The sequence below is a fragment of the Falsigemmobacter intermedius genome (assembly GCF_004054105.1).
Taxonomy (GTDB): Bacteria; Pseudomonadota; Alphaproteobacteria; order Rhodobacterales; family Rhodobacteraceae; genus Wagnerdoeblera; species Wagnerdoeblera intermedia.
This window is the reverse complement of record NZ_SBLC01000014.1, coordinates 35,913-55,100: the sequence shown is the minus strand read 5'-3', so window position 1 is coordinate 55,100 and position 19,188 is coordinate 35,913. Positions and strand designations below refer to the sequence as shown.

At 64.9% G+C, this 19,188-nt stretch carries 16 protein-coding genes and 1 other RNA gene; 10 read left to right on the top strand and 7 right to left on the bottom strand.

The features are described 5' to 3' along the window. Window positions 1-6 precede the first annotated feature (6 nt). From dnaG to EP867_RS11340, 3 genes are all read right to left on the bottom strand, one after another. Window positions 7-1,962, bottom strand: a complete 1,956-nt coding sequence (dnaG, locus tag EP867_RS11350) for a DNA primase (RefSeq protein WP_128489261.1) — start codon at window positions 1,960-1,962, stop codon at window positions 7-9. 120 nt (window positions 1,963-2,082) lie between these two features. Further along, window positions 2,083-3,246: an alpha-hydroxy acid oxidase gene (locus tag EP867_RS11345; RefSeq protein WP_128489259.1), complete on the bottom strand. Its 1,164-nt coding sequence runs from the start codon at window positions 3,244-3,246 to the stop codon at window positions 2,083-2,085. A gap of 107 nt (window positions 3,247-3,353) precedes the next feature. Further along, the gene (locus tag EP867_RS11340; RefSeq protein WP_128489257.1) at window positions 3,354-3,839 is read right to left on the bottom strand and encodes a peroxiredoxin; all 486 of its coding nucleotides are present in this window, start codon (window positions 3,837-3,839) and stop codon (window positions 3,354-3,356) included. A gap of 77 nt (window positions 3,840-3,916) precedes the next feature. On the opposite strand from EP867_RS11340, the gene EP867_RS11335 reads away from it, so the two are divergent. The 3 genes from EP867_RS11335 to EP867_RS11325 all read left to right on the top strand — a co-directional run bounded on the left by EP867_RS11335 (window position 3,917) and on the right by EP867_RS11325 (window position 6,134). Then, window positions 3,917-5,116 (top strand): NAD(P)/FAD-dependent oxidoreductase, encoded by a 1,200-nt coding sequence (locus EP867_RS11335; RefSeq protein WP_128489255.1) that lies wholly within the window; start codon window positions 3,917-3,919, stop codon window positions 5,114-5,116. A gap of 83 nt (window positions 5,117-5,199) precedes the next feature. After that, entirely contained in the window at window positions 5,200-5,769 is a 570-nt protein-coding gene (rsmD, locus tag EP867_RS11330) for a 16S rRNA (guanine(966)-N(2))-methyltransferase RsmD (protein ID WP_128489253.1), read from the top strand. Further along, the gene (locus EP867_RS11325) at window positions 5,769-6,134 is read left to right on the top strand and encodes a YbaN family protein (protein WP_128489251.1); all 366 of its coding nucleotides are present in this window, start codon (window positions 5,769-5,771) and stop codon (window positions 6,132-6,134) included. Before rsmD ends, EP867_RS11325 begins: the two co-directional genes overlap by 1 nt. Window positions 6,135-6,152: 18 nt before the next feature. Here EP867_RS11325 and EP867_RS11320 read toward each other — a convergent pair whose 3' ends face one another. The 4 genes from EP867_RS11320 to EP867_RS11305 form a co-directional block, all read right to left on the bottom strand. Continuing rightward, complete coding sequence (locus tag EP867_RS11320) at window positions 6,153-9,410, bottom strand: efflux RND transporter permease subunit (protein WP_128489249.1); 3,258 nt, start codon at window positions 9,408-9,410, stop codon at window positions 6,153-6,155. Between the two features lie 9 nt (window positions 9,411-9,419). Beyond that, window positions 9,420-10,595 carry an efflux RND transporter periplasmic adaptor subunit gene (locus tag EP867_RS11315; RefSeq protein ID WP_128489247.1) on the bottom strand — a complete coding sequence of 392 codons (1,176 nt, stop codon included), beginning with the start codon at window positions 10,593-10,595 and terminating at the stop codon, window positions 9,420-9,422. A gap of 183 nt (window positions 10,596-10,778) precedes the next feature. Next, window positions 10,779-10,877, bottom strand: an RNA gene (ffs, locus tag EP867_RS11310) — signal recognition particle sRNA small type. A gap of 17 nt (window positions 10,878-10,894) precedes the next feature. Beyond that, the gene (locus tag EP867_RS11305) at window positions 10,895-12,796 is read right to left on the bottom strand and encodes a 5'-nucleotidase C-terminal domain-containing protein (protein WP_128489245.1); all 1,902 of its coding nucleotides are present in this window, start codon (window positions 12,794-12,796) and stop codon (window positions 10,895-10,897) included. A 227-nt stretch (window positions 12,797-13,023) separates the two neighbouring features. Here EP867_RS11305 and nudC point away from each other — a divergent pair, with 227 nt between their 5' ends. The 7 genes from nudC to upp all read left to right on the top strand — a co-directional run bounded on the left by nudC (window position 13,024) and on the right by upp (window position 19,118). Continuing rightward, window positions 13,024-13,992, top strand: coding sequence for an NAD(+) diphosphatase (gene nudC / locus EP867_RS11300; protein WP_128489243.1), 969 nt, complete (start codon window positions 13,024-13,026; stop codon window positions 13,990-13,992). A 108-nt stretch (window positions 13,993-14,100) separates the two neighbouring features. Then, window positions 14,101-14,523 carry an SRPBCC family protein gene (locus tag EP867_RS11295; protein ID WP_128489241.1) on the top strand — a complete coding sequence of 141 codons (423 nt, stop codon included), beginning with the start codon at window positions 14,101-14,103 and terminating at the stop codon, window positions 14,521-14,523. Window positions 14,524-14,600: 77 nt separating this feature from the next. Further along, complete coding sequence (locus tag EP867_RS11290) at window positions 14,601-15,005, top strand: cytidine deaminase (RefSeq protein WP_380049788.1); 405 nt, start codon at window positions 14,601-14,603, stop codon at window positions 15,003-15,005. After that, window positions 15,002-16,306: a thymidine phosphorylase gene (locus EP867_RS11285; protein WP_128489237.1), complete on the top strand. Its 1,305-nt coding sequence runs from the start codon at window positions 15,002-15,004 to the stop codon at window positions 16,304-16,306. The genes EP867_RS11290 and EP867_RS11285 overlap by 4 nt, the downstream gene beginning before the upstream one ends. Then, window positions 16,307-17,503, top strand: coding sequence for a phosphopentomutase (locus EP867_RS11280; RefSeq protein ID WP_128489235.1), 1,197 nt, complete (start codon window positions 16,307-16,309; stop codon window positions 17,501-17,503). Continuing rightward, window positions 17,500-18,477 (top strand): adenosine deaminase, encoded by a 978-nt coding sequence (locus EP867_RS11275; protein WP_128489233.1) that lies wholly within the window; start codon window positions 17,500-17,502, stop codon window positions 18,475-18,477. Before EP867_RS11280 ends, EP867_RS11275 begins: the two co-directional genes overlap by 4 nt. Continuing rightward, window positions 18,474-19,118 (top strand): uracil phosphoribosyltransferase, encoded by a 645-nt coding sequence (gene upp, locus EP867_RS11270; RefSeq protein ID WP_128489231.1) that lies wholly within the window; start codon window positions 18,474-18,476, stop codon window positions 19,116-19,118. Before EP867_RS11275 ends, upp begins: the two co-directional genes overlap by 4 nt. The last annotated feature ends 70 nt before the right edge of the window (window positions 19,119-19,188 follow it).

Below are 19,188 nucleotides of genomic sequence, written 5' to 3'. Positions count from 1 at the left end.
GAAGCCTCAGCTCCGCTTCTTTACCCAAACCTGCGAATCAATGAGGCTTTGCAGGTAGCCTGAGAGGGCAGAACGGTCTTCACCAAGGTCACTCGAATCCTCATTACTCACTCGTCCGGCCCGGTTGACGGCTTCCGCCGCCTGACCAAGCCGCCATGTCAGGCCCTCATCGGCAAGGGCCTCAACTTCATCCATCGCTTCCGCTATTTCCCGCCGTGCAGCACGACGGGCCTCCAGCTTGGCGAATTCCTCAGCAAGGCACATGCGTGCGGCACTGATATCTGAGGGATTTCGCAAAGCCGGAACAATAGAGACATGGCGCATGGCCATCAGGGTTTCAAGGTCACCTGCTCCCTGAGAGCGGATCATTTCTTCAGGCTGCCCGGTCAAAAGAGCCCGAAACAGTGTCTGGCGCAGAGACTGACAGACCGGATCCAGACAATCCATCATAGAAAGCGAGGTTTCAAACTCGGCCACCAGCGCCGGGAAATGGGCCAGCAGGGCAAGGATGACCGCCTCGCGCAGCCGCTCCTCGACCGCTGTCCCCTCAGAGGCCAGCAGCGAATTGCGCGCCCCGGGGCTGGGGGCGATGGCCTGTGGCGCTGTGCCACGCCCGCCCGGACCACTGCGCGGGCGCAGGTGTTTGGGCGGCAGGAAGCCGCGCGGGGCAGCGACGCCGGTGCCGAACAGCTCTTCGCGCAGGCGTTTGAGCTCCAGCCCGTAATGGGTGCGGATCGAGGGGTCGGTGATCTTGGCGAGAAGCGTGCGCAGGGATTTGTCCAAAGCCGCGCGCCGCTCGGGGCTGTCGATGACTTTGCCTTCGGTCTCGCGGGTCCAGATCAGCCGCACCATGGGCTGTGCTTTGTCCAGAACGCGCTGGAAGGCCTGCGGCCCTTCGGATTTGATCAGATCATCAGGGTCGAGCCCCTCGGGCAGGACGGCAAAGCGCAGACCCTTTCCGGCCACCAGCAGCGGCAGTGCCAGATCGATGACCCGAAGTGCCGCCCTGGTCCCGGCCGCATCGCCGTCAAGCGCGATCACCGGCTCATCGGAGATGCGCCACAAGAGCGCCAGCTGATCGGCCGTGACCGCCGTGCCAAGGGGCGCGACCGTGGCCTGAAATCCCGCCTCTGACAGCGCGATGACATCCATATAGCCCTCAGCCACCACCAGGGGCTGGCCCTTGCCGGCCGCCTCACGGGCAGGGCCGTGGTTGAAAAGCGAGCGGCCTTTGTCGAACAGCGCCGTCTCAGGCCCGTTGAGGTATTTTGCCTGGGCATTGGGATCGAGCGCCCGCCCGCCCAGCGAGATTGCCCGGCCCCGCGCATCGCGGATCGGGAAGATCACCCGTCCGCGGAAGCGGTCATAGGGCGCGCCGCCGTCATCGGGCTTAATGGCAAGGCCCGCCTCCACCACCTGCTCAGGGGTGAACCCCTTGGCGATCAGCGCCTGGGTCAGGCCGTTGCGGATATTGGGCGCCCAGCCGATCTGCCAGCGGTCCTGGGCCTGCTCTGTCAGGCGGCGGCGGGCCAGATAGTCCCGTGCCTGCTGCCCCTGCGAGCCGCGCAGCATCATGCGGTAATGCTGAACCGCGGCCTCCATGACTTCCGTCAGCTTGCCGCGCTTGTCGGCGACCTGCGCGGCCCGGGGATCGCGGGCGGGCATCTGCACCCCGGCCTCGCGGGCCAGAATCTCGACCGCCTCCATGAAGGCGACGTTTTCGCTGTTCATCACGAAAGAGACGGCATCGCCCTTGGCCTGACAGCCGAAGCAGTAGTAATAGCCCTTCCGGTCATCCACGTGAAAAGACGCGGATTTTTCCTGGTGGAACGGGCAGGGCGCCCACCAGTCTCCCTTGCCCTGATTGGACTTCCGGGGATCCCATGTGACTTTGCGCCCGACGACCTGTGCGAGCGACAGCCGGTTGCGCAATTCATCAAGGAAACCAGGAGGCAGAGACATAGGGGAACTATAGGCCGGGTTGCAGGGATTGGCACCCTGTGCTTTCGCAAAGTGTCAGAAAGAACCGCAGGGGGCAGCCCGGCCTTCTAGACCGGAGCCGCCTGGCCTGCAACCGCCGCTTCAGCTGTAACGGGTAAAGAAGCCCTCAGGGATCAGCAGGTTATCGCGGCTGAGGTTGTGGATGTCGCGCTCACCACAGAGCGCCATGCTCAGATCCAGCTCACGCCGGATCACTTCCAGCGCCGTGGTCACGCCCTTTTGCCCCATAGCGCCAAGGCCATAGACGAAAGAGCGCCCGATATAGGTGCCCTTCGCGCCCAGCGCCAAAGCCTTCAGCACGTCCTGGCCTGAGCGGATGCCGCCATCGAGATGCACTTCCATCTGATCGCCCACCGCATCCATGATCGACGGGAGCATGCGGATCGACGAGAGCGCCCCGTCAAGCTGCCGCCCGCCGTGGTTCGAGACCACAATGGCATCGGCCCCGACTTTGGCGGCCATTTTCGCGTCTTCCGCATCAAGGATCCCCTTCAGGATCACCTTGCCGCCCCACATCTCTTTCAGCTTTTCGATCTTCTTCCAGTCAAGCTGGGGGTCAAACTGCTCTGCCGTCCAGCTTGAGAGCGAGGAGGTATCGCCCACGTTCTTCGCATGACCGACGATATTGCCAAAGCTGCGCCGCTTCGTCTGCAGCATCGCCATGCCCCAGCGCCAGCGCAGCGCCAGATCGGCCAGGGTGGCCGGCGTCAGCTTCGGCGGGGCCGAGAGCCCGTTTTTGAGATCTTTGTGCCGCTGGCCAAGGATCTGCAGATCAAGCGTGATCACCAGGGCTGAGACTTTTGCAGCCTTCGCCCGCTCAATCAGGCGGCGGACGAAGTCTTCGTCGCGCATGACGTAAAGCTGAAACCAGAAGGGCCGGGTGGTATGAGCGGCCACATCTTCCAGCGAGCAGATCGACATGGTCGAGAGCGTGAAAGGAACGCCAAAGGCCTCTGCCGCGCGGGCGGCCAGGATCTCACCATCGGCATGCTGCATGCCGGTCATGCCCACCGGGGCCAGCGCCACAGGCATGGTCACATCCTGCCCGATCATCTGCGAGCGCAGATTGCGGTTGGACATATCCACCGCCACCTTCTGGCGCAGGCGGATCTCAGAGAAATCGGTGATATTTTCGCGGAAGGTCTGCTCGGTCCAGGAGCCGGATTCGGCATAGTCGTAAAACATCTTCGGTGCGCGGCGCTTATAGATGCGACGCAGATCTTCGATGCAGGTGATAACGGCCATCTGTCCCTCCGGTTTTATTGCCAAGCATTGCCAGGCCCGCGCGGGAGCCGCAATGAAAAAGCGGCCCGCCCGAAGGAGGACCGCCCGTGGCAGGCGCTGAGCGCCGCTCAGATCTCAGCGAGAAGCGCTTCGCCGCCCGAGATCTCGCAGGCACCGGGGCTTTCTTCGAGGTGCAGTTTTTCGACCACCCCGTCGACGACATACATCGCATAGCGCTTCGAGCGGCCGATCAGACCGGCAGCAGCGCCGTCAAAGCTGAGGCCCAGGGCTTTGGTATATTCACCCGTGTCCGAGAGCATCGAGATGCCCGCCGCAGTCGCGCCGGTGGCTTCGCCCCAGGCTTTCATCACGAAAACATCGTTGACCGAGATGCAGACGACTTCGTCCACGCCTTTGGCTTTGAACTGATCGATGGTGCGCACAAAGCTCGGGACATGGGCCGAGTGGCAGGTGGGGGTAAAGGCACCCGGCACGGCGAAGATGACGACTTTGCGGCCACGGGTCAGATCGCTGACCGACACCGCTTCGGGGCCATTGGCGCCCAGGCGGATCAGATTGGCCTCGGGCAGTTTGTCACCGGCGGAAATGGTCATTGGAGTCTCCTCGCGCGTTGCATTTGACACGAGGCAAACTATAGGCTCCAACCTCGCTTTGACCAGAGGGGGCGCAGATGGATGTGGTGATTGTGGGGGCCGGTCAGGCCGGTGCGGCGGCAGCGGCAAAGCTGCGCAGCCTCTCGCCTGAGGCAAAGATCACGCTCCTCGGGGCCGAGCCCCAGGCCCCCTATCAGCGCCCGCCGCTGTCAAAAGCCTATCTCCTGGGCGAATTGCCCCTTGAGCGGCTGATGCTGCGGGCCCCCGACTTCTGGGAGGCGCAGAAGATCGATCTGCGGACCGGCGTTGAGGTGACATCGATCGATCGCGCCGCCCGGGCGGTTGAGACCTCAGCGGGGCGCTTTTCTTATGATCATCTGATCCTTGCGACCGGCTCGCGTCCGCGGCTCTGGCCGGCCGATTTGGGGGGCGATCTTTCGGGCATCTGCGCGGTGCGGACGCTGGCGGATGTGGATGCCATGGCCCCGGAATATATTGAGGGCCGTCACGTGCTGATCCTGGGCGGCGGCTATATCGGGCTGGAGGCTGCAGCGGTGGCCCGCAAAAAGGGCCTGCGCGTGACGCTCGCCGAGGCCGCGCCGCGCATCCTGCAGCGGGTTGCCGCGCCCGAGACCTCTGACTGGTTCCGCGCCCTGCATCAGGCGCGTGGCGTTGAGATTATTGAGGGCACGCCCGTTGCGCGGCTGACCGGGACCAATGGCCGCGTGAGCGGGGCAGAACTCTCGGACGGCCGCCACATTGCCTGTGATTTCGTGATCCTTGGCATCGGCATCCTGCCCGAGACGGCTCTGGCCGAAGCGGCGGGGCTTGTCATCGACAATGGCATTGCAACGGATGCCCGGGGGCGCACCTCTGATCCCGCCATACGGGCGATCGGGGACTGCGCGAGCTTCCCCTCAGCCCGGGGGCGGATCCGTCTGGAATCGGTGCCCCATGCGATTGATATGGGCGACTGCGTGGCGGCTGACATCGCCGGGCAGGGCGCGGATTATCAGCCGAAACCCTGGTTCTGGTCGGACCAGTATGAGGTGAAGCTGCAGATCGCCGGGCTGAATACCGGCTATGACCGTGTGGTGATCCGCGAGACGCCCCCGGCACGCTCGCACTGGTATTATCAGGGCGACCGGCTGCTGGCCGTGGATGCCATGAACGACCCCCGCGCCTTCATGATCGCCCGCCGCCTGATTGAGGCGGGCCGCAGCGCCGATCCGGCCCTTGTGGCCGACCCGGCGACGGATCTGAAAGCCCTGATGTGACCTGCGACACCTGAGAGCGCTGCCGCCGCCTTTCCGGCGGCGCTCATCGCAGCTATTGTCGCGCCGAATTTCGGAGAACACCCATGCGCATCATTTCCGGCCAGTTTCGTGGCCTGCATCTGGCCGATGTCGGCGAAGGCGATCAGGCGGCGCATCTGCGCCCCACCACCGACCGCGTGCGCGAATCGATCTTCAATCTGCTGGTGAACGGCAATTACGGCGACCCGGTGCGCGGTGCCCGGGTGCTGGATCTCTTTGCCGGAACCGGCGCACTGGGCCTTGAGGCTCTGAGCCGTGGGGCGGTGAAAGTGGCCATGGTCGATGACGGAGCCGCCGCCCGCGCGCTTCAGCGCCGCAATGTTGAGAAAATGCGCGCCATGGGCGTGACCGAGATCTGGCGCCGTGATGCCACCCGCCTTGGGGTGAATCGCGGCGCGGGCTATGATCTGATTTTCCTCGATCCGCCCTATGGGATGGGTCTGGGGGAAAAGGCTCTCGCCTCGGCCATTGAGGGCAACTGGATCGCGCCGGGCGCGATGATCGTCTGGGAAGAAAGCGCCCCCCCGGTGATCCCGGCGGCTTTTGCGATGCTCGATCAGCGGAGATATGGCGATACGCTGGTCACGCTTTTGCGCATGCCGGAAGCGGGCTGATGCGCAGCCTCTGGATCGCGCTGGGCGGGCTGTTCTTTGCGCTGGGCGTCATAGGGGCGGTGCTGCCTCTGCTGCCCACCACGCCTTTCATGCTGCTGGCGGCGGGCTGTTTTGCCAAGGGCTCGCCCCGGCTGCACGCCTGGCTTTTAAGCCATAAGACCTTTGGTCCGCTGATTTCAAACTGGCGCGCGCATGGCGCGATCCCGCGCCGCGCCAAGGTCATCGCGGTGGCCATGATGGCTGCTACCTTCGCGCTGAGTGTGGGCCTGGGGCTGCCGTCGGTGGCGCTGATCCCGCAGGGGCTGGTTTTGTCCTGCGTGGCGCTTTTTCTGATCACCCGGCCGGAAGGCCCGAAAGCCCGCTGAGGCGCGGGCTTTCGCGGATCACTCTCCCGGTTTCGCGGAGGGGCTCAGGCCGCTGCGCTCTTCCAGCGCCATCAGGCGGCGGGTCAGTTCCTCGCCGGGCAGGGCCTCAATCTCTTCCTCTTTCGGGCCGACCACACCCCGCAGAAGGCGCGATATCAGCCGGGAGAGATCATCCATGATGAGATAAAAGGCCGGCACCACCACCAGGCTCAGCACCGTTGAGACGATGATCCCGCCGATCACCGCCGTCGCCATCGGCGCACGGAAAGAGCCACCCTCGCCCACGCCAAGCGCCGAAGGCAGCATCCCCGCCGACATGGCGATGGAGGTCATCACAATCGGCTGCGCCCGTTTGTGGCCGGCCTCAATGACGGCGGCAAAACGCTCCATCCCGCGGGCGCGCATCTCAATTGCGAAATCAACCAGCAGGATGGCGTTCTTGGTCACAATCCCCATCAGCATCAGAATGCCGATCAGCACCGGCATCGAGAGCGCCGAATTGGTCAGGATCAGCGCCCCTGCCACCCCGCCGATGGCCAGCGGCAGCGACAGAAGGATCGTGAAAGGCTGAATGACCGATTTGAACAAAAGGATCAGCACGGTCAGAACGAAGAGAAGCCCCATAATCATCGCATTGCCGAAACTGACGTTCAGTTCGGCCTGAATCTCGGCGTCACCGGATTCCGCGACCCGCACACCCTCAGGCAGATCAACGCTTTCAAGGATTTCTTTGAACCGCGCGGTTGCCGTGCCAAGCGCCACCCCCGGCGGCAGGTTCGCCCCGATCACCGCCCGCCGCTCACGGTTCAGACGGTCGATCATCGAGGGGCCCTGCGAGAGGGTGATATCCGCCACCGCCGAGAGCGGAACCGAGACCCCGCCCGCCGAGACGACCCTGAGCGCGGCAATCCGGGCCGGGTCGCTGCGCATCTCATCATTGAGGCGCACCCGAACCGGGATCATCCGGTTGTCGATCGAGAGTTTCGCCAGCGCCGCATCCGCATCCCCGATGGTCGCCACCCGCAGCACAGAGGCCATTTCGGCGGTGGTGATGCCAAGCCGCGCAGCCTCTTCCATGCGCGGGGTGATCTGCAGTTCGGGCCGGGGCAGAGCACCTTCGGTTGAGACATCCGCCAGCAGCGGCTCGCCCACGAAAGCCGCCTCCAGACGCGAGACGGCCTCTGAAAGCGCGGCCTCATCCTGGCTCAGGATTGAAAAGGACAATTCACGCTCGCCGCGGTCGTTCAGCTTGATCGCCCGCACATCCGGGATCGGCGCCAGACGGGAAAAGATTTCGGTCTCAATCTCGCGTTGCTCACGGATGCGGCCCTGCGGCGCCATGACCGGCACCAGATTGCCAAAGAGCGGCAGGCGCCTTGCCAGATTGGCGACCCGGTAACTCAGCCGGTGGTCAAGCTTTTCAAGAAGCACCGTGATGGTGGCGCGGCGCACGTCGAGATCGCCCTTGGGCGAGGCCCCGCCCAGAACGAAGATATTCTCAATCCCCTCAATATCGCGGATCGCGGCCACCATGGCATCGGTGGTCTGGCTGGTGCGCTCAAGCGTGCTGCCGGGGGGAAGCTCAACCGAGATGGAAACGCGGCTCACATCCTCAGGCGGCATGAATTCCCCCGGCACCTGCAACATGAACCAGACCGAAACCACCAGAGCGGCGATGCCCGACAGAAGCGTCAGATAACGCGCCGGAATGAACAGGAATTTGCCCGATGTCGAGCGGCGCACAAAGCGCAGATAGGCCCGCATGAAGAAGCCGTCCTGATGGCTCTCCTCATGGGCTGCGTCTTTGTCGCGCATCAGATAGGCCGCCATCATCGGCGTGATCAGCCGCGCCACCACCAGCGAGAAGAGCACTGAAATTGCTACCGTCATGCCGAACTGCCGGAAATACTGCCCCGGAATGCCGGGCATGAAGCTCACCGGCACAAAGACGGCCACGATGGTGAAGGCGGTGGCAATCACCGCCAGACCGATCTCATCGGCGGCATCGATTGAGGCGCGATAGGGGCTTTTGCCCATCCGCATGTGTCGGGCGATATTCTCAATCTCAACGATCGCATCATCGACGAGGATGCCGGTCGCCAGCGTAATGGCGAGAAAGGACACCAGGTTGAGCGAGAAGCCTAGAAGCTCCATGACATAGAATGTGGGCACAGCAGACAGCGGCAGTGCCACAGCGGCGATCAGCGTGGCGCGCCAGTTGCGCAGGAAGGCAAAGACCACCAGCACCGCCAGAACCGCGCCTTCGATCAGCGTGTGCAGCGCACTTTCATAATTGCCATAGGTGTAAAACACCGTGTCATCGACCAGGCTGACCGTCACATCCGGATATTGCGCGGCCAGGGCCTCCAGCCCCTCGGCCACGGTCTCGGCCACTGTGACCTCGGAGGCGCCTTTGGCGCGGAAGACCGCAAAGGTCACCACCGGATCGCCGTTAAACCGCGAGAAGCTGCGCAGCTCTTCATAGGTGTCGCGCAGCACCCCCAGTTCCGACAGCCGCACATGCCGCCCCCCGCCCACGGCGATCATCGTCCCGGAAAGATCGCGCACGGTGGCGGCATTGCCGATGGTGCGGATCGCCTGCTCGGATCCGGCCAGCTCGGCGCGGCCTGAGCCGATATTGCTGTTGGTGGCGCGCAGCTGCTGGCTGACGGCCTGAGCGGTCACCCCCCAGCTGTCGAGCAGCAGCGGATCAAGCTCAATGCGGATTTCGCGGTCCGCACCGCCATAGCGGTCAATCCGCCCGATGCCGGGCTTGCCCTGAAGCGCGCGTTTGATGGTGTCATCGACAAACCAGGACAGCTCTTCGATGGTCATGCCGGGGGCGGCGACCGCGAAGGTCTGAATGGCCTGACCCTCGACATCGATCTTGGCCACCACCGGCACTTCCGCATCGGCGGGCAGCGATGAGCGGATGCGGTCCACGGCATCTTTCACGTCCTGAAGTGCGCGGTCTGTGGTCACCTCCATCCGAAATTCGACAGAGGTGACGGAGGCGCCGTCCTGCACTTTGGAAAAGACGTTTTTGACACCCGCGATACCGGCCACGGCGTCTTCGATCTCGCGGGTGACCTGGCTTTCCAGCTCCGCCGGTGCGGCGCCATTCTGCGCCACGGTGACCGAGACCAGCGGCACATCGATATTGGGAAAGCGGGTGATCGGCAGGGCGTTAAAGCTCTGCCAGCCCAGCAGCATCAGGATCACAAAGGCCAGGATCGGCGCGACCGGATTGCGAATGGCCCAGGCAGAGAAATTCATCGCCAGCCCCTATTCCGTCTGCTCTGTGACCGGGGTGATCTGATCGCCTTCGCGCACGAAGGAGCCGGCGCGGGCAACCACGGCCTCGCCTTCAGAAAGGCCACTCAGAATTTCCACCAGATCGCCGTCGCGGATGCCGGTGGTGACGCTGCGGCGGCTCACACGGCCCTCAGCGTCGACGACCATCACAAAGGCCCCTCGCGGCCCGCTGGTCACGGCCGTCAGCGGCAGGGCCAGCCCCTCGCGCTCTGCGACAAGCACCACCGCCTCACCATACATCCCGGCGCGGGCGGTCCCCGGGGCGTCAAGCGCCAGCCGCGCATAGCCCAGACGGCTGTTCAGATCGAGCGCAGGCTCCACCAGGCGCACGGTGGCGGAGAGGGTCTCGCGGCCGCCGGGCAGGCGCAGTTCTGCGCTTTGACCCGGCGCGATGCGCAGCAGATCCGTGGCGCTGAGTTCGGCACGAAGCTCCAGCGCGCCGTCGCGGATCAGGGTGAACATGGGCGCGCCCGCAGCACTTGCCACTCCGCCAAGCTGTGCATTGCGGGCCACGATCTCCCCCGCGACCGGCGCACGGACTTCGGTGCGCGAGAGGTTCAGCTCAACATTGGCGAGCTGCGCGGCCGTTGAGGCGGCCTGGGCCTTTGCGGCCTCCAGCGACTGACGCGCCACCGTCAGCCGGGCCAGGGCCGAGACGGAGGCCGTCTTCGCCTGATCGGCAGCCGCCTCCGAGGCATTTCCGCGCTCCTGCAGGCTGAGGATACGTGCGGCGGCCCGCTCGGCCTCTGCCAGACTGGCTTCGGCATCCGTGACCTGGGCCTCTGCCTGGGCCACCGTGGCATTGGCGGCGGCAAGCGAGGCCAGAAGCTGGCTGCGGTTCAGTTCCAGCGTGGTGGGCGAGAGCCGTGCAAGAACATCGCCGCTTTTGACGATCTGACCGACATCGGCCAGGAGTTCCTCAACCGACTGTCCCTCAATCAGCGGGGTGACCAGCACGGTCTCCTGCGGCTGGATCAGTCCACCGGTATAAATCCGATCGCGCAGCGGCGCGGATGTCGCGGTGACAACCGAAATCGCGGGGCGGTTCACCGTCACAGCCGGGCCGGTCTCCTGCGCTGAGACAGGCGCGGGCAGCAGGGCGAGCGCACAAAGGCTCAGACAGGCAAGCAGGGGGCTGCGGGGCATTCGCTGTCGTGAAGGGGCAGTCATTCCAGGCGTTCTCCGCAGGCGATCTTGCAATCAGACTGTCGGGAGATAGGTGGCGCGCCCCATATGCGTCAATGGGCCACGGCCGGATCCGGCACGAATGCCGCCCGCCTGACGCAGGGTAAGGGGGTAAACCCTGAGAGATCAAAGCAGAGGGGAGATAGGTGAGAGACCGGACATCGACCCAGACGGGGCTCGTTACGGCTGCTTCCTTCCGGACCTGACCGGGTTGGCGAGGCGCCTGCCCGCGCCAGCCTCTCGACGCTGCAGATACGCTGTCAGGCGGCGGGATGCAAGGGGCGGATTTCTTCCATGTTCATTCGCAGCCGCAAAAATCCGTCCGGACCATCGCCCAGGCTTTCAAATCCCGGACGGGGCAGCAGAGCCTTAGCACAGGGTCCGGTTTCAAAGATGGCGGTGGCCTGCGGGATAGGGGCCAGCGACCAGGGCGTGGTGTCTTCCGCCCGGTAGGGGCCATTGCGGCTGAGGAATTCCTCGACGATGCGGCCGATGGTCAGAGCGGTGTCAAACAGCACCCGCCCGCCGGGGCCGGTGGCAGGAAACCCGCCGCCCCCCGCCGCGCGATAAGAGGTGGTGGCCAGCAGGAAACTGTCGCTGTCGCAGACGTCCCGCCCTTCGCAGCGCAGATTACGGATACGGGGCCCGGTGCCGCTGAGATCAATCTCATAGGTCAGGCCGCGGATGACATCGAAGTTATAGCTCGCCCAGTCATCGGCCAGCAGCGACAGATCGCGGCTGCCAGGCGGGATGGTGTTGAAAGCCCGCGCCGAATGCTCCAGCCAGTCGGTCAGCTCGCGCCCCGTCAGACGCAGAGCGCGCAGCTCATCCGGGAAGGGGCAAAGGGCTGCCACATCCCGTGCCAGCACCGGACCTGGCATCAGATGCGTATAATGCGTGGGCCCGCGCCGCCCGCCCGCCCGCCAGGGCGAGGCCGCGGCCAGCAGCCGTGCCGTGCCGCGCTCTGCCGGGGGCAGGCGGCTTTTGAGATACCACAGCATCGCATCGGTCACGAGGCAGGTGACGGGGCAGTCCCCGGTCATGGCGAAATAGCTGAAAAGCCGGCTTTCGCTGCGCCCGACCGCGCGGTCGAGATGGCTGACGGTTGCCTCATGGGCCTGAAGGCAGAGCGTTGCAAATTCCGGCCGCAGTCCGGGTGAGGCGGCGCAGGCCTCGCGGAAGGTGAGTTCGGGCGGCGGCCCGCCCGGGCGGGGCGGCGTCAGGGGCAGCGTCTCTCCGCGTCCCTGCAGCAGCTGCCAGCCCCCCTCAGCGCGCGGCGCGAGTGTCAGATGCAAAAGGCCGATGTGGCTGGCACCGAAGCCCGGCATGCAGGCGGCCTTGCCTGCCAGAGTGCCCGCAGCGACGTCTGCTCCCGGAGTGGCGGCGAAATCCGGTCCGGGGAAGACATCATGGGTATGGCCGGTGACAAGCGCATCCACCCCCGGCAGGGCCGCGATGGCGAGGCCTGCGTTTTCCTCATCATCCCCGACCCCGGCCGTGCCGATCCCGCAGTGGCAGAGCCCGACGATCAGATCGACGCCCACTTTCTGCATCGCCGCCACAGCATCCTGCGCGGCGGAGATCATCCCGCGCGCCACCATCCGGCCTGCAAGTTTGGGCTGATTCCAGATCATCACCTGCGGCGGCGTCACGCCAAAGAGGCCAATCCGCATCAGGCTGCTGTTGCCCTGGCTGTCGGTCACCTGACGGTGCAGGATCGTCCATCCCGCATGGGGTACGGCCGCCCGGCCGGTGCCGGTCAGATTGGCGCAGAGGGCGGGGAATTTCGCCTCTGCCAGCGCCTCGCTCAGGACGCCGAGGCCATAGTCGAAATCATGGTTTCCCAGCGAGACCGCGTCATAGCCCGCAAGATTCATCGCCGCGATCATCGGATGGATCCGCGTCTCCTCGGCGCTTTTTGCCAGCAAGGCATCCCCAAGGGCCGAGCCCTGAAGGAAATCGCCGTTATCCACCAGCAGCGTGTTGGTAAATTTCGCCCGCAGATCCGAAATCGTCCCCGAGACCGCAGCCAGCCCCGTGCCCGGCGCCGCGCGGTTTGCGTAATAATCCCATGGGCAGAGCTGAAGGTGCAGATCGCTGGTTGCCAGAATCGTGAGATTGCAACGCAGCGGCTCCGGGGATGAGGTTAGGCTTGGGTTCACGCGCTTGCCTGGTAGCTTATTGGAGTACAAGGGAATGATTTGTCCAATTTATCCTTCGCGTTAGCAGTTCGAAGGCGGTATTGTCAAAAAGTTACCCCTCAGAGTTGCGCTCATGCAACATTTTGCCTCAGGCCTGCGCCAAATTCGGCTCCGCTGTGACAGAGCTGCCCTTTTCGCGGTTTCCATAGCATGTAATCACTGGCGAAAAGGGATGGGGAGAGAGCCGGATGCGCGCGGCAGAAACAGTGACTTTCGGAGGGCTTGGGGGGCTTGATCGTGCGGCCTGGCTGCGCGGCGATGAGACCCGCCAGCGGATCCTGCGGACGGCCCCGTCCAGCCGCGTGCTGCCGGTCTGGCGCGGCAAGCCGCTGATCGCGGGCGAGGGGCGTGATGCGCTCGGGCTTTTGCCGGTCGATCATCCGGCTCTGCGGGATGCGGGGCTGTGGCTCTATCTCGGCCAGGTGGAGGAGCGCGCGATCTATGCCGCAGAGCTTTCGGGCTTTCAGCCGACGGGGGTGGATGCGGCGGCAGAGGTGGCCTTTTTCGACCCGGGCGAGCAGTCGCACCCGGATCTGCCGGGAGATCACCGCTTTACCGAGTTGCGCGGGGTGATGACCTCGCTCTCTCCGCTTGATGCTGAGATTGCGGCGACGGCGCGGGGGCTTTTTGAATGGCACCGCAGCCACGGCTTTTGTGCCCGCTGTGGTCAGCCCTCTGAGGCGGCGGTTGCAGGCTGGCAGCGCAATTGCGGCGCCTGCGGGGCCTCGCATTTCCCGCGCACCGATCCGGTGGCGATTATGCTGGTCACGCGGGGGGACAATCTGCTGCTCGGGCGTTCCCGCGGCTGGCCGGCGGGCATGTATTCGCTGCTCGCGGGCTTTATTGAGCCGGGCGAGACCCTTGAGGCGGCGGTGCGCCGTGAGGTCTTTGAGGAAGCGGGCATCCGGGTGGGGGCGGTGCGCTATCTGGCCAGCCAGCCCTGGCCTTTCCCGGCTTCGCTGATGCTGGGCTGTCATGGTGAGGCCACCAGCGAAGAGATCGACATCGACCCGCAGGAGCTGGAACATGCGCTCTGGATCAGTCGGGAAGAGATGGTCGAGGTGCTGGCAGGCCGCCATCCGGTGGTCAAAGGCGCCCGCAGGGGGGCCATTGCGCATTTTCTGATGCAGGCCTGGGTGGCTGATTCACTGGATTGAAAGACCTCAGCGACAAACTCTGGGGGGCATCCCCTCAGACGTTGCCCAACACAGCAGGAGCAGAGATGAAATTCATCACCAGTGAGGAAATCGGGGCACCTCTGGCGGATGTCTGGGCGGTGGCTCTCTGACATCGAGGGTCTTGTGGCCGAAGCCCGCGCCCGCGGTGCCAGACTGAAGCGGCTTGAGCGCGGGGACGCGCCTGCCTGGAAAACGGAGTTCCGCTTCCGCCAGCGGGTGAGAGAGGTGGAAATGCGCGTGGCCCAGGTTCTGGCGCCGGAGCTTCTGGCCTTTGAGATCACCGGCAAAGCCGCGGAAGGCACCCTGCGGCTTGAACTTCTGCCGCTTTCGCCCGCGCACTGCCGCCTGACGGTCACTTCTGAGATCCGGGCCCGCTCGCTGGCGGCGCGGCTCTTTTTGCAGTCCCTCAAACTCGCCCGTGCAGGGTTGAACCGGCGCTACCGTGAAAAGGTGGCTCTGGGTGCTGCGCTGCTGACCGCGCGGGCCGTTGCGCTGCGGGACCTGCAGTAAGCGGCCCTGATCGCGCAGGACCCCGCGCCGCGCTGGACATGACCCCGCCCCGCAGGCAGTCTTGTGCGATCAGTTCGATGGGGGAAGCAATGTCACTTTTGCAGGCGGCAAGCGAGGTGCGACTGAATGCCTGGGCGCCCTATTCGGGCTTTCGGGTGGGGGCGGCGGTGCGTGGCGCCTCCGGGGTGATCTATCGTGGCTGTAATGTGGAAAACGCTGCCTATCCGGAAGGGACCTGCGCTGAGGCCGGGGCGATTGCTGCCATGGTCGCGGCCGGCGAGACGCGGCTGATTGAGGCTCTGGTCATTGCCGAAAGCCCCCGTCCGGTCCCCCCCTGCGGCGGCTGCCGCCAGAAGCTTGCGGAATTCGGCGGGCCGGAGGTGCCTGTGACGCTCTGCACAACCGATGGAGCCGCCCGGCAGACCACCATTGGGGAGCTTCTGCCCGGTGCCTTCGGCGTTGCGCATATGGCGGCGCGATGACGTCGGCCCGCTCCATCATCGCGGCTCTGCGCGACGGGGCTGAGCCATCGGCCGCGGATCTGCGCTGGTTTGCGGCGGGCCTCGCCTCGGGGGAGGTCTCGGAGGCCCAGGCCGGTGCTTTTGCCATGGCGGTGCTGCTGCGTGGCCTCACGGAGGCGGGGCGCGTGGCGCTGACAGAGGCCATGCGCGACAGTGGCCGGATTTTGCGCTGGGATCTGCCGGGACCAGTTGTCGATAAACATTCGACCGGCGGCGTCGGGGATGTGGTCTCTCTGGCGCTGGCTCCCGCGCTGGCGGATTGTGGCGTCTTTGTGCCGATGATCTCGGGCAGGGGGCTTGGACACACCGGCGGCACGCTGGATAAGCTGGAGGCGATCCCCGGTCTGCGGGTCACTTTGGACGAGGCAGAGTTTCGCGCCATCACCGCCCGCGAGGGTGTGGCCATTGTTGCGGCCTCCCGCGATCTGGCCCCGGCGGACCGGCGGCTTTATGCGGTGCGCGATGTCACCGCCACGGTCGAGAGCATTGATCTGATCACCGCCTCGATCCTGTCAAAGAAGCTTGCAGCGGGGCTTGAGGCGCTGGTTCTGGACGTCAAATGCGGCTCGGGGGCGTTTTTGCCCGATGCGGCCTCAGCCAGGGCGCTGGCCCGGGCCCTTGTGCAGACGGCGAAGGGGGCGGGCTGTGCGACGGTGGCGCTGATCACTGATATGGACCAGCCCCTCTGCACCAGGGCGGGTAACGCGCTGGAAGTGGTTGAAACGCTGGATCTTCTGACCGGAGGCGCAGAGAGCGCGCGGCTGCGTGATCTGACCATCGCGCTGGGGGGTGAGTTGCTGGCGCTTTGCGGCGCGGCAGAGACAGTCGCGGCGGGGCAGGCGCGGATCCGTGACAGCCTGGCCTCCGGTCGCGCGGCGGAGCGCTTTGGCCGGATGGTTGCGGCGCAGGGCGGCCCGCGGGATCTGCTGTCGCGTTACGGCGATCTTCTGCCGAAAGCGCCGGTGATCCTGCCCTGTCCCTCGCCCTTCAGCGGCGTGATCGGCGCCATCAACACCCGCGAGGTTGGTGAGACGGTGGTGCATCTCGGTGGCGGCCGCCTGCGAGAAAGCGATGTCCTTAACCCCGCCGTGGGGCTGAGCGATCTCCTGCCCGTTGGCACTGAGGTTCAGGCGGGAGAGCCCTTGTGCAGGGTCCATGCGGCGGATGAGGCCTCGGCTCAGGCGGCGATTGCGCGCTTGCAAAAGGCCTTTCGGACAGGCACTCCCGCTGCGGTGAAACTGGTGCAGGATCGGGTCATCTGAATGACGCGGGCTTTTCTGATTGTGATGGATTCGGTGGGCATCGGCGGCGCGCCGGACGCGGCGGCCTTTGGCGATGAGGGGGCGAATACGCTGCTGCATATCGCACAGTCCTGCGCAGAGGGGCGCGCCGATGAAGGGCGCAGCGGTCCTTTGAAGATGCCGGTTCTGGATGGCCTTGGTCTTGGCGAGGCGGCAAAGCTTGCCTGCGGAGAGCCCGTGCCGGGGCTTTCGGCGCGACCGCAGGGGCGCTGGGGCGCGGCAACAGAGGTGTCGCGCGGCAAGGATACCCCTTCGGGTCATTGGGAACTGGCCGGGCTTCCGGTGCCCTTTGACTGGACGTATTTCCCGGATGAGACCCCTGCCTTTCCCCCTGATCTGGTGGCCAAAGTCTGCGAACTGGCGGGAACGGACGGGATTTTGGGAAACTGCCATTCTTCGGGCCTCCGCATCCTGGAGAAACTTGCCGGAGAGCATCTGCGGACCGGCTGGCCGATCTGCTATACCTCGGTCGACAGCGTGTTTCAGATTGCCGCGCATGAAGAGCATTTCGGTCTTGAGCGGCTGTTGGCGCTTTGCGAAGCGCTGGCCCCCTGGCTGCATGAGCGTTGCGTCGGCCGGGTGATTGCGCGCCCCTTCCTGGGCGGGGCCACGGACTTCCGCCGCACCCCCAACCGGCGTGATTATGCAATCGCGCCGCCAGGCCCCACGCTTCTGGACTGCGCCTCGGGGGCGGGTCGGGTGACCCATGCCATCGGCAAAATCGGCGATATTTTCTCGATGCGCGGGGTCTCGCATCTGCATAAGGGAAAGGGCGATGCGGATCTGGCCGACCATCTGATCCGGCTGGCAGATGAGGCCGAAGAGGGCTCGCTGACTTTCGCGAATTTCGTGGAATTTGATACGCTTTATGGCCACACCCGCGATGTTGCGGGCTATGCCCGTGCGCTGGAGTGGTTTGATACCCGCGCCGGGGCCTTTCTCGCAAAGCTGCGCCCCGGTGATCTGGCGATCTTTACCGCCGATCACGGCAATGACCCCAGTTTCCGCGGCACCGAGCACACCCGTGAGCGGGTTCCGGTGCTTTGCGCGGGCGTCGGCACCGGTGCCTTCGGGCACTGCGGTTTCGTCGATGTCGCGGCCTGCGTCGCGGCCCATCTGGGCGTGGATAACCCCGGCCCCGGAAGGAGCTTTCTGTGATCCCGAAGTTAGAGTTGCATCTGCATCTGGAAGGCGCGGCCCCTCCTGGGTTCATCCGCGATCTGGCTGCGCGGCGCCATATCGATATCAGCGGAATTTTCGATGAGGTCGGTGGCTACAAATTCAGCGATTTCAAAGGCTTTCTGGCCGTCTATGAGGCAGCAACCTCTGTGCTGCAAAGCCCGGAGGACTATGGGCGGCTGACCCGCGCCGTTCTGGAAGAGGCGGCAGCCTCGGATGTGATCTATGCCGAGACCTTTCTCTCGCCCGATTTCTGTGGCGGCTCAGACCTGAGTGCCTGGCGCGACTATCTGGCGGCTATTGAAGACGCCGCGGCAGAGGTCGCCGCTCAGGGCGGGCCGGAACTGCGCGGCATTGTCACCTGCGTGCGTCACTTCGGGCCGGAGCGTGCAAAACGCGCGGCCCTTTGCGCGGCAGAAACCGCGGGCCGCTTTGTGACGGGGTTTGGCATGGGCGGCGATGAGACGGTGGGGGCGCAGAAAGACTACGCCTGGTCTTTCGACTGCGCGAGAGAAGCGGGTCTGGGGCTGACCACCCATGCCGGGGAATGGCGCGGCCCGCAGGAAATCCGCGATGCGCTGAAGGATCTGCGGGTCAGCCGCATCGGGCATGGTGTGCGGGCGATTGAGGATCTGGCCCTCGTGGATGAGCTGGCAGAGCGTGGAATCACGCTTGAGGTCTGCCCCGGCTCAAACATCGCGCTCGGGCTTTATCCCGATCTGCGGCACCATCCGATCAGCGAGCTGGACCGGCGCGGGGTGAAAGTGACCGTCTCAACCGATGATCCGCCGTTTTTTCACACCACACTCAGGCGTGAATATGACGGACTCCATGCCGCATTTGACTGGGATGAGGGGCAGTTTATGCGCCTTGGTCACACCGCGCTTGACGCGGCATTCTGTGACACTGATACCAAAGCCCGTATTTTAAAGAAGCTGGAGATCCGCGCATGACCGACCACACCACCGAGCATCTGACCATCGTGTCTCATCCGCTGGTGCAGCATAAGCTGTCGATCATGCGGGACAAAAACACCTCCACCGCCTCGTTCCGCCGCCTGCTGCGTGAGATTTCGCTGCTGCTGGCCTATGAGGTGACCCGCAATCTGCCGCTGACCACCCGCCGAATCGACACGCCCATGATGGCGATGGATGCTCCGGCGATTGAGGGCAAAAAACTCGCGCTGGTCTCGATCCTGCGGGCGGGCAATGGTCTGATGGACGGCATTCTGGAGCTGATCCCGGCGGCCCGCGTGGGCTTTCTGGGCATGTACCGTGATCCCGAGACCCTGCTGCCGGTGCAATACTACTGCAAAGTGCCGGAAAACCTCGATGAGCGTCTGACCATCGCGGTGGACCCGATGCTGGCCACCGGCAATTCCTCGGTCGCGGCGATTGATCTGCTGAAAGAAAAAGGCGCGAAGAATATCATCTTCCTCTGCCTGCTCGCCTCGCCGGAAGGTGTCGCCCGCATGAAGGCCGCGCATCCCGACGTGCCGATCGTCACCGCTTCGCTCGACAGCCATCTCGATGACCACGGCTATATCGTGCCGGGCCTGGGGGATGCGGGCGACCGGATGTTCGGAACCAAATAAGGGGCCGGTGGGGTAAGCCCCCGCTTTACTCACTGCCTGTAAAAAGCCATGATTGCCCCCTGACACCAGG

Bases quoted from the DNA above. Each gene is read 5' to 3' on its own strand.
- EP867_RS11335 (WP_128489255.1), top strand. From the start codon at position 3,917: ATGGATGTGGTGATTGTGGGGGCCGGTCAGGCCGGTGCGGCGGCAGCG.
- EP867_RS11340 (WP_128489257.1), bottom strand. From the start codon at position 3,839: ATGACCATTTCCGCCGGTGACAAACTGCCCGAGGCCAATCTGATCCGC.
- EP867_RS11295 (WP_128489241.1), top strand. From the start codon at position 14,101: ATGTCTGGGCGGTGGCTCTCTGACATCGAGGGTCTTGTGGCCGAAGCC.
- rsmD (WP_128489253.1), top strand. From the start codon at position 5,200: ATGCGCATCATTTCCGGCCAGTTTCGTGGCCTGCATCTGGCCGATGTC.
- nudC (WP_128489243.1), top strand. From the start codon at position 13,024: ATGCGCGCGGCAGAAACAGTGACTTTCGGAGGGCTTGGGGGGCTTGAT.
- EP867_RS11325 (WP_128489251.1), top strand. From the start codon at position 5,769: ATGCGCAGCCTCTGGATCGCGCTGGGCGGGCTGTTCTTTGCGCTGGGC.
- dnaG (WP_128489261.1), bottom strand. From the start codon at position 1,962: ATGTCTCTGCCTCCTGGTTTCCTTGATGAATTGCGCAACCGGCTGTCG.
- upp (WP_128489231.1), top strand. From the start codon at position 18,474: ATGACCGACCACACCACCGAGCATCTGACCATCGTGTCTCATCCGCTG.
- EP867_RS11280 (WP_128489235.1), top strand. From the start codon at position 16,307: ATGACGCGGGCTTTTCTGATTGTGATGGATTCGGTGGGCATCGGCGGC.
- EP867_RS11315 (WP_128489247.1), bottom strand. From the start codon at position 10,595: ATGCCCCGCAGCCCCCTGCTTGCCTGTCTGAGCCTTTGTGCGCTCGCC.
- EP867_RS11345 (WP_128489259.1), bottom strand. From the start codon at position 3,246: ATGGCCGTTATCACCTGCATCGAAGATCTGCGTCGCATCTATAAGCGC.
- EP867_RS11290 (WP_380049788.1), top strand. From the start codon at position 14,601: ATGGGGGAAGCAATGTCACTTTTGCAGGCGGCAAGCGAGGTGCGACTG.
- EP867_RS11285 (WP_128489237.1), top strand. From the start codon at position 15,002: ATGACGTCGGCCCGCTCCATCATCGCGGCTCTGCGCGACGGGGCTGAG.
- EP867_RS11320 (WP_128489249.1), bottom strand. From the start codon at position 9,410: ATGAATTTCTCTGCCTGGGCCATTCGCAATCCGGTCGCGCCGATCCTG.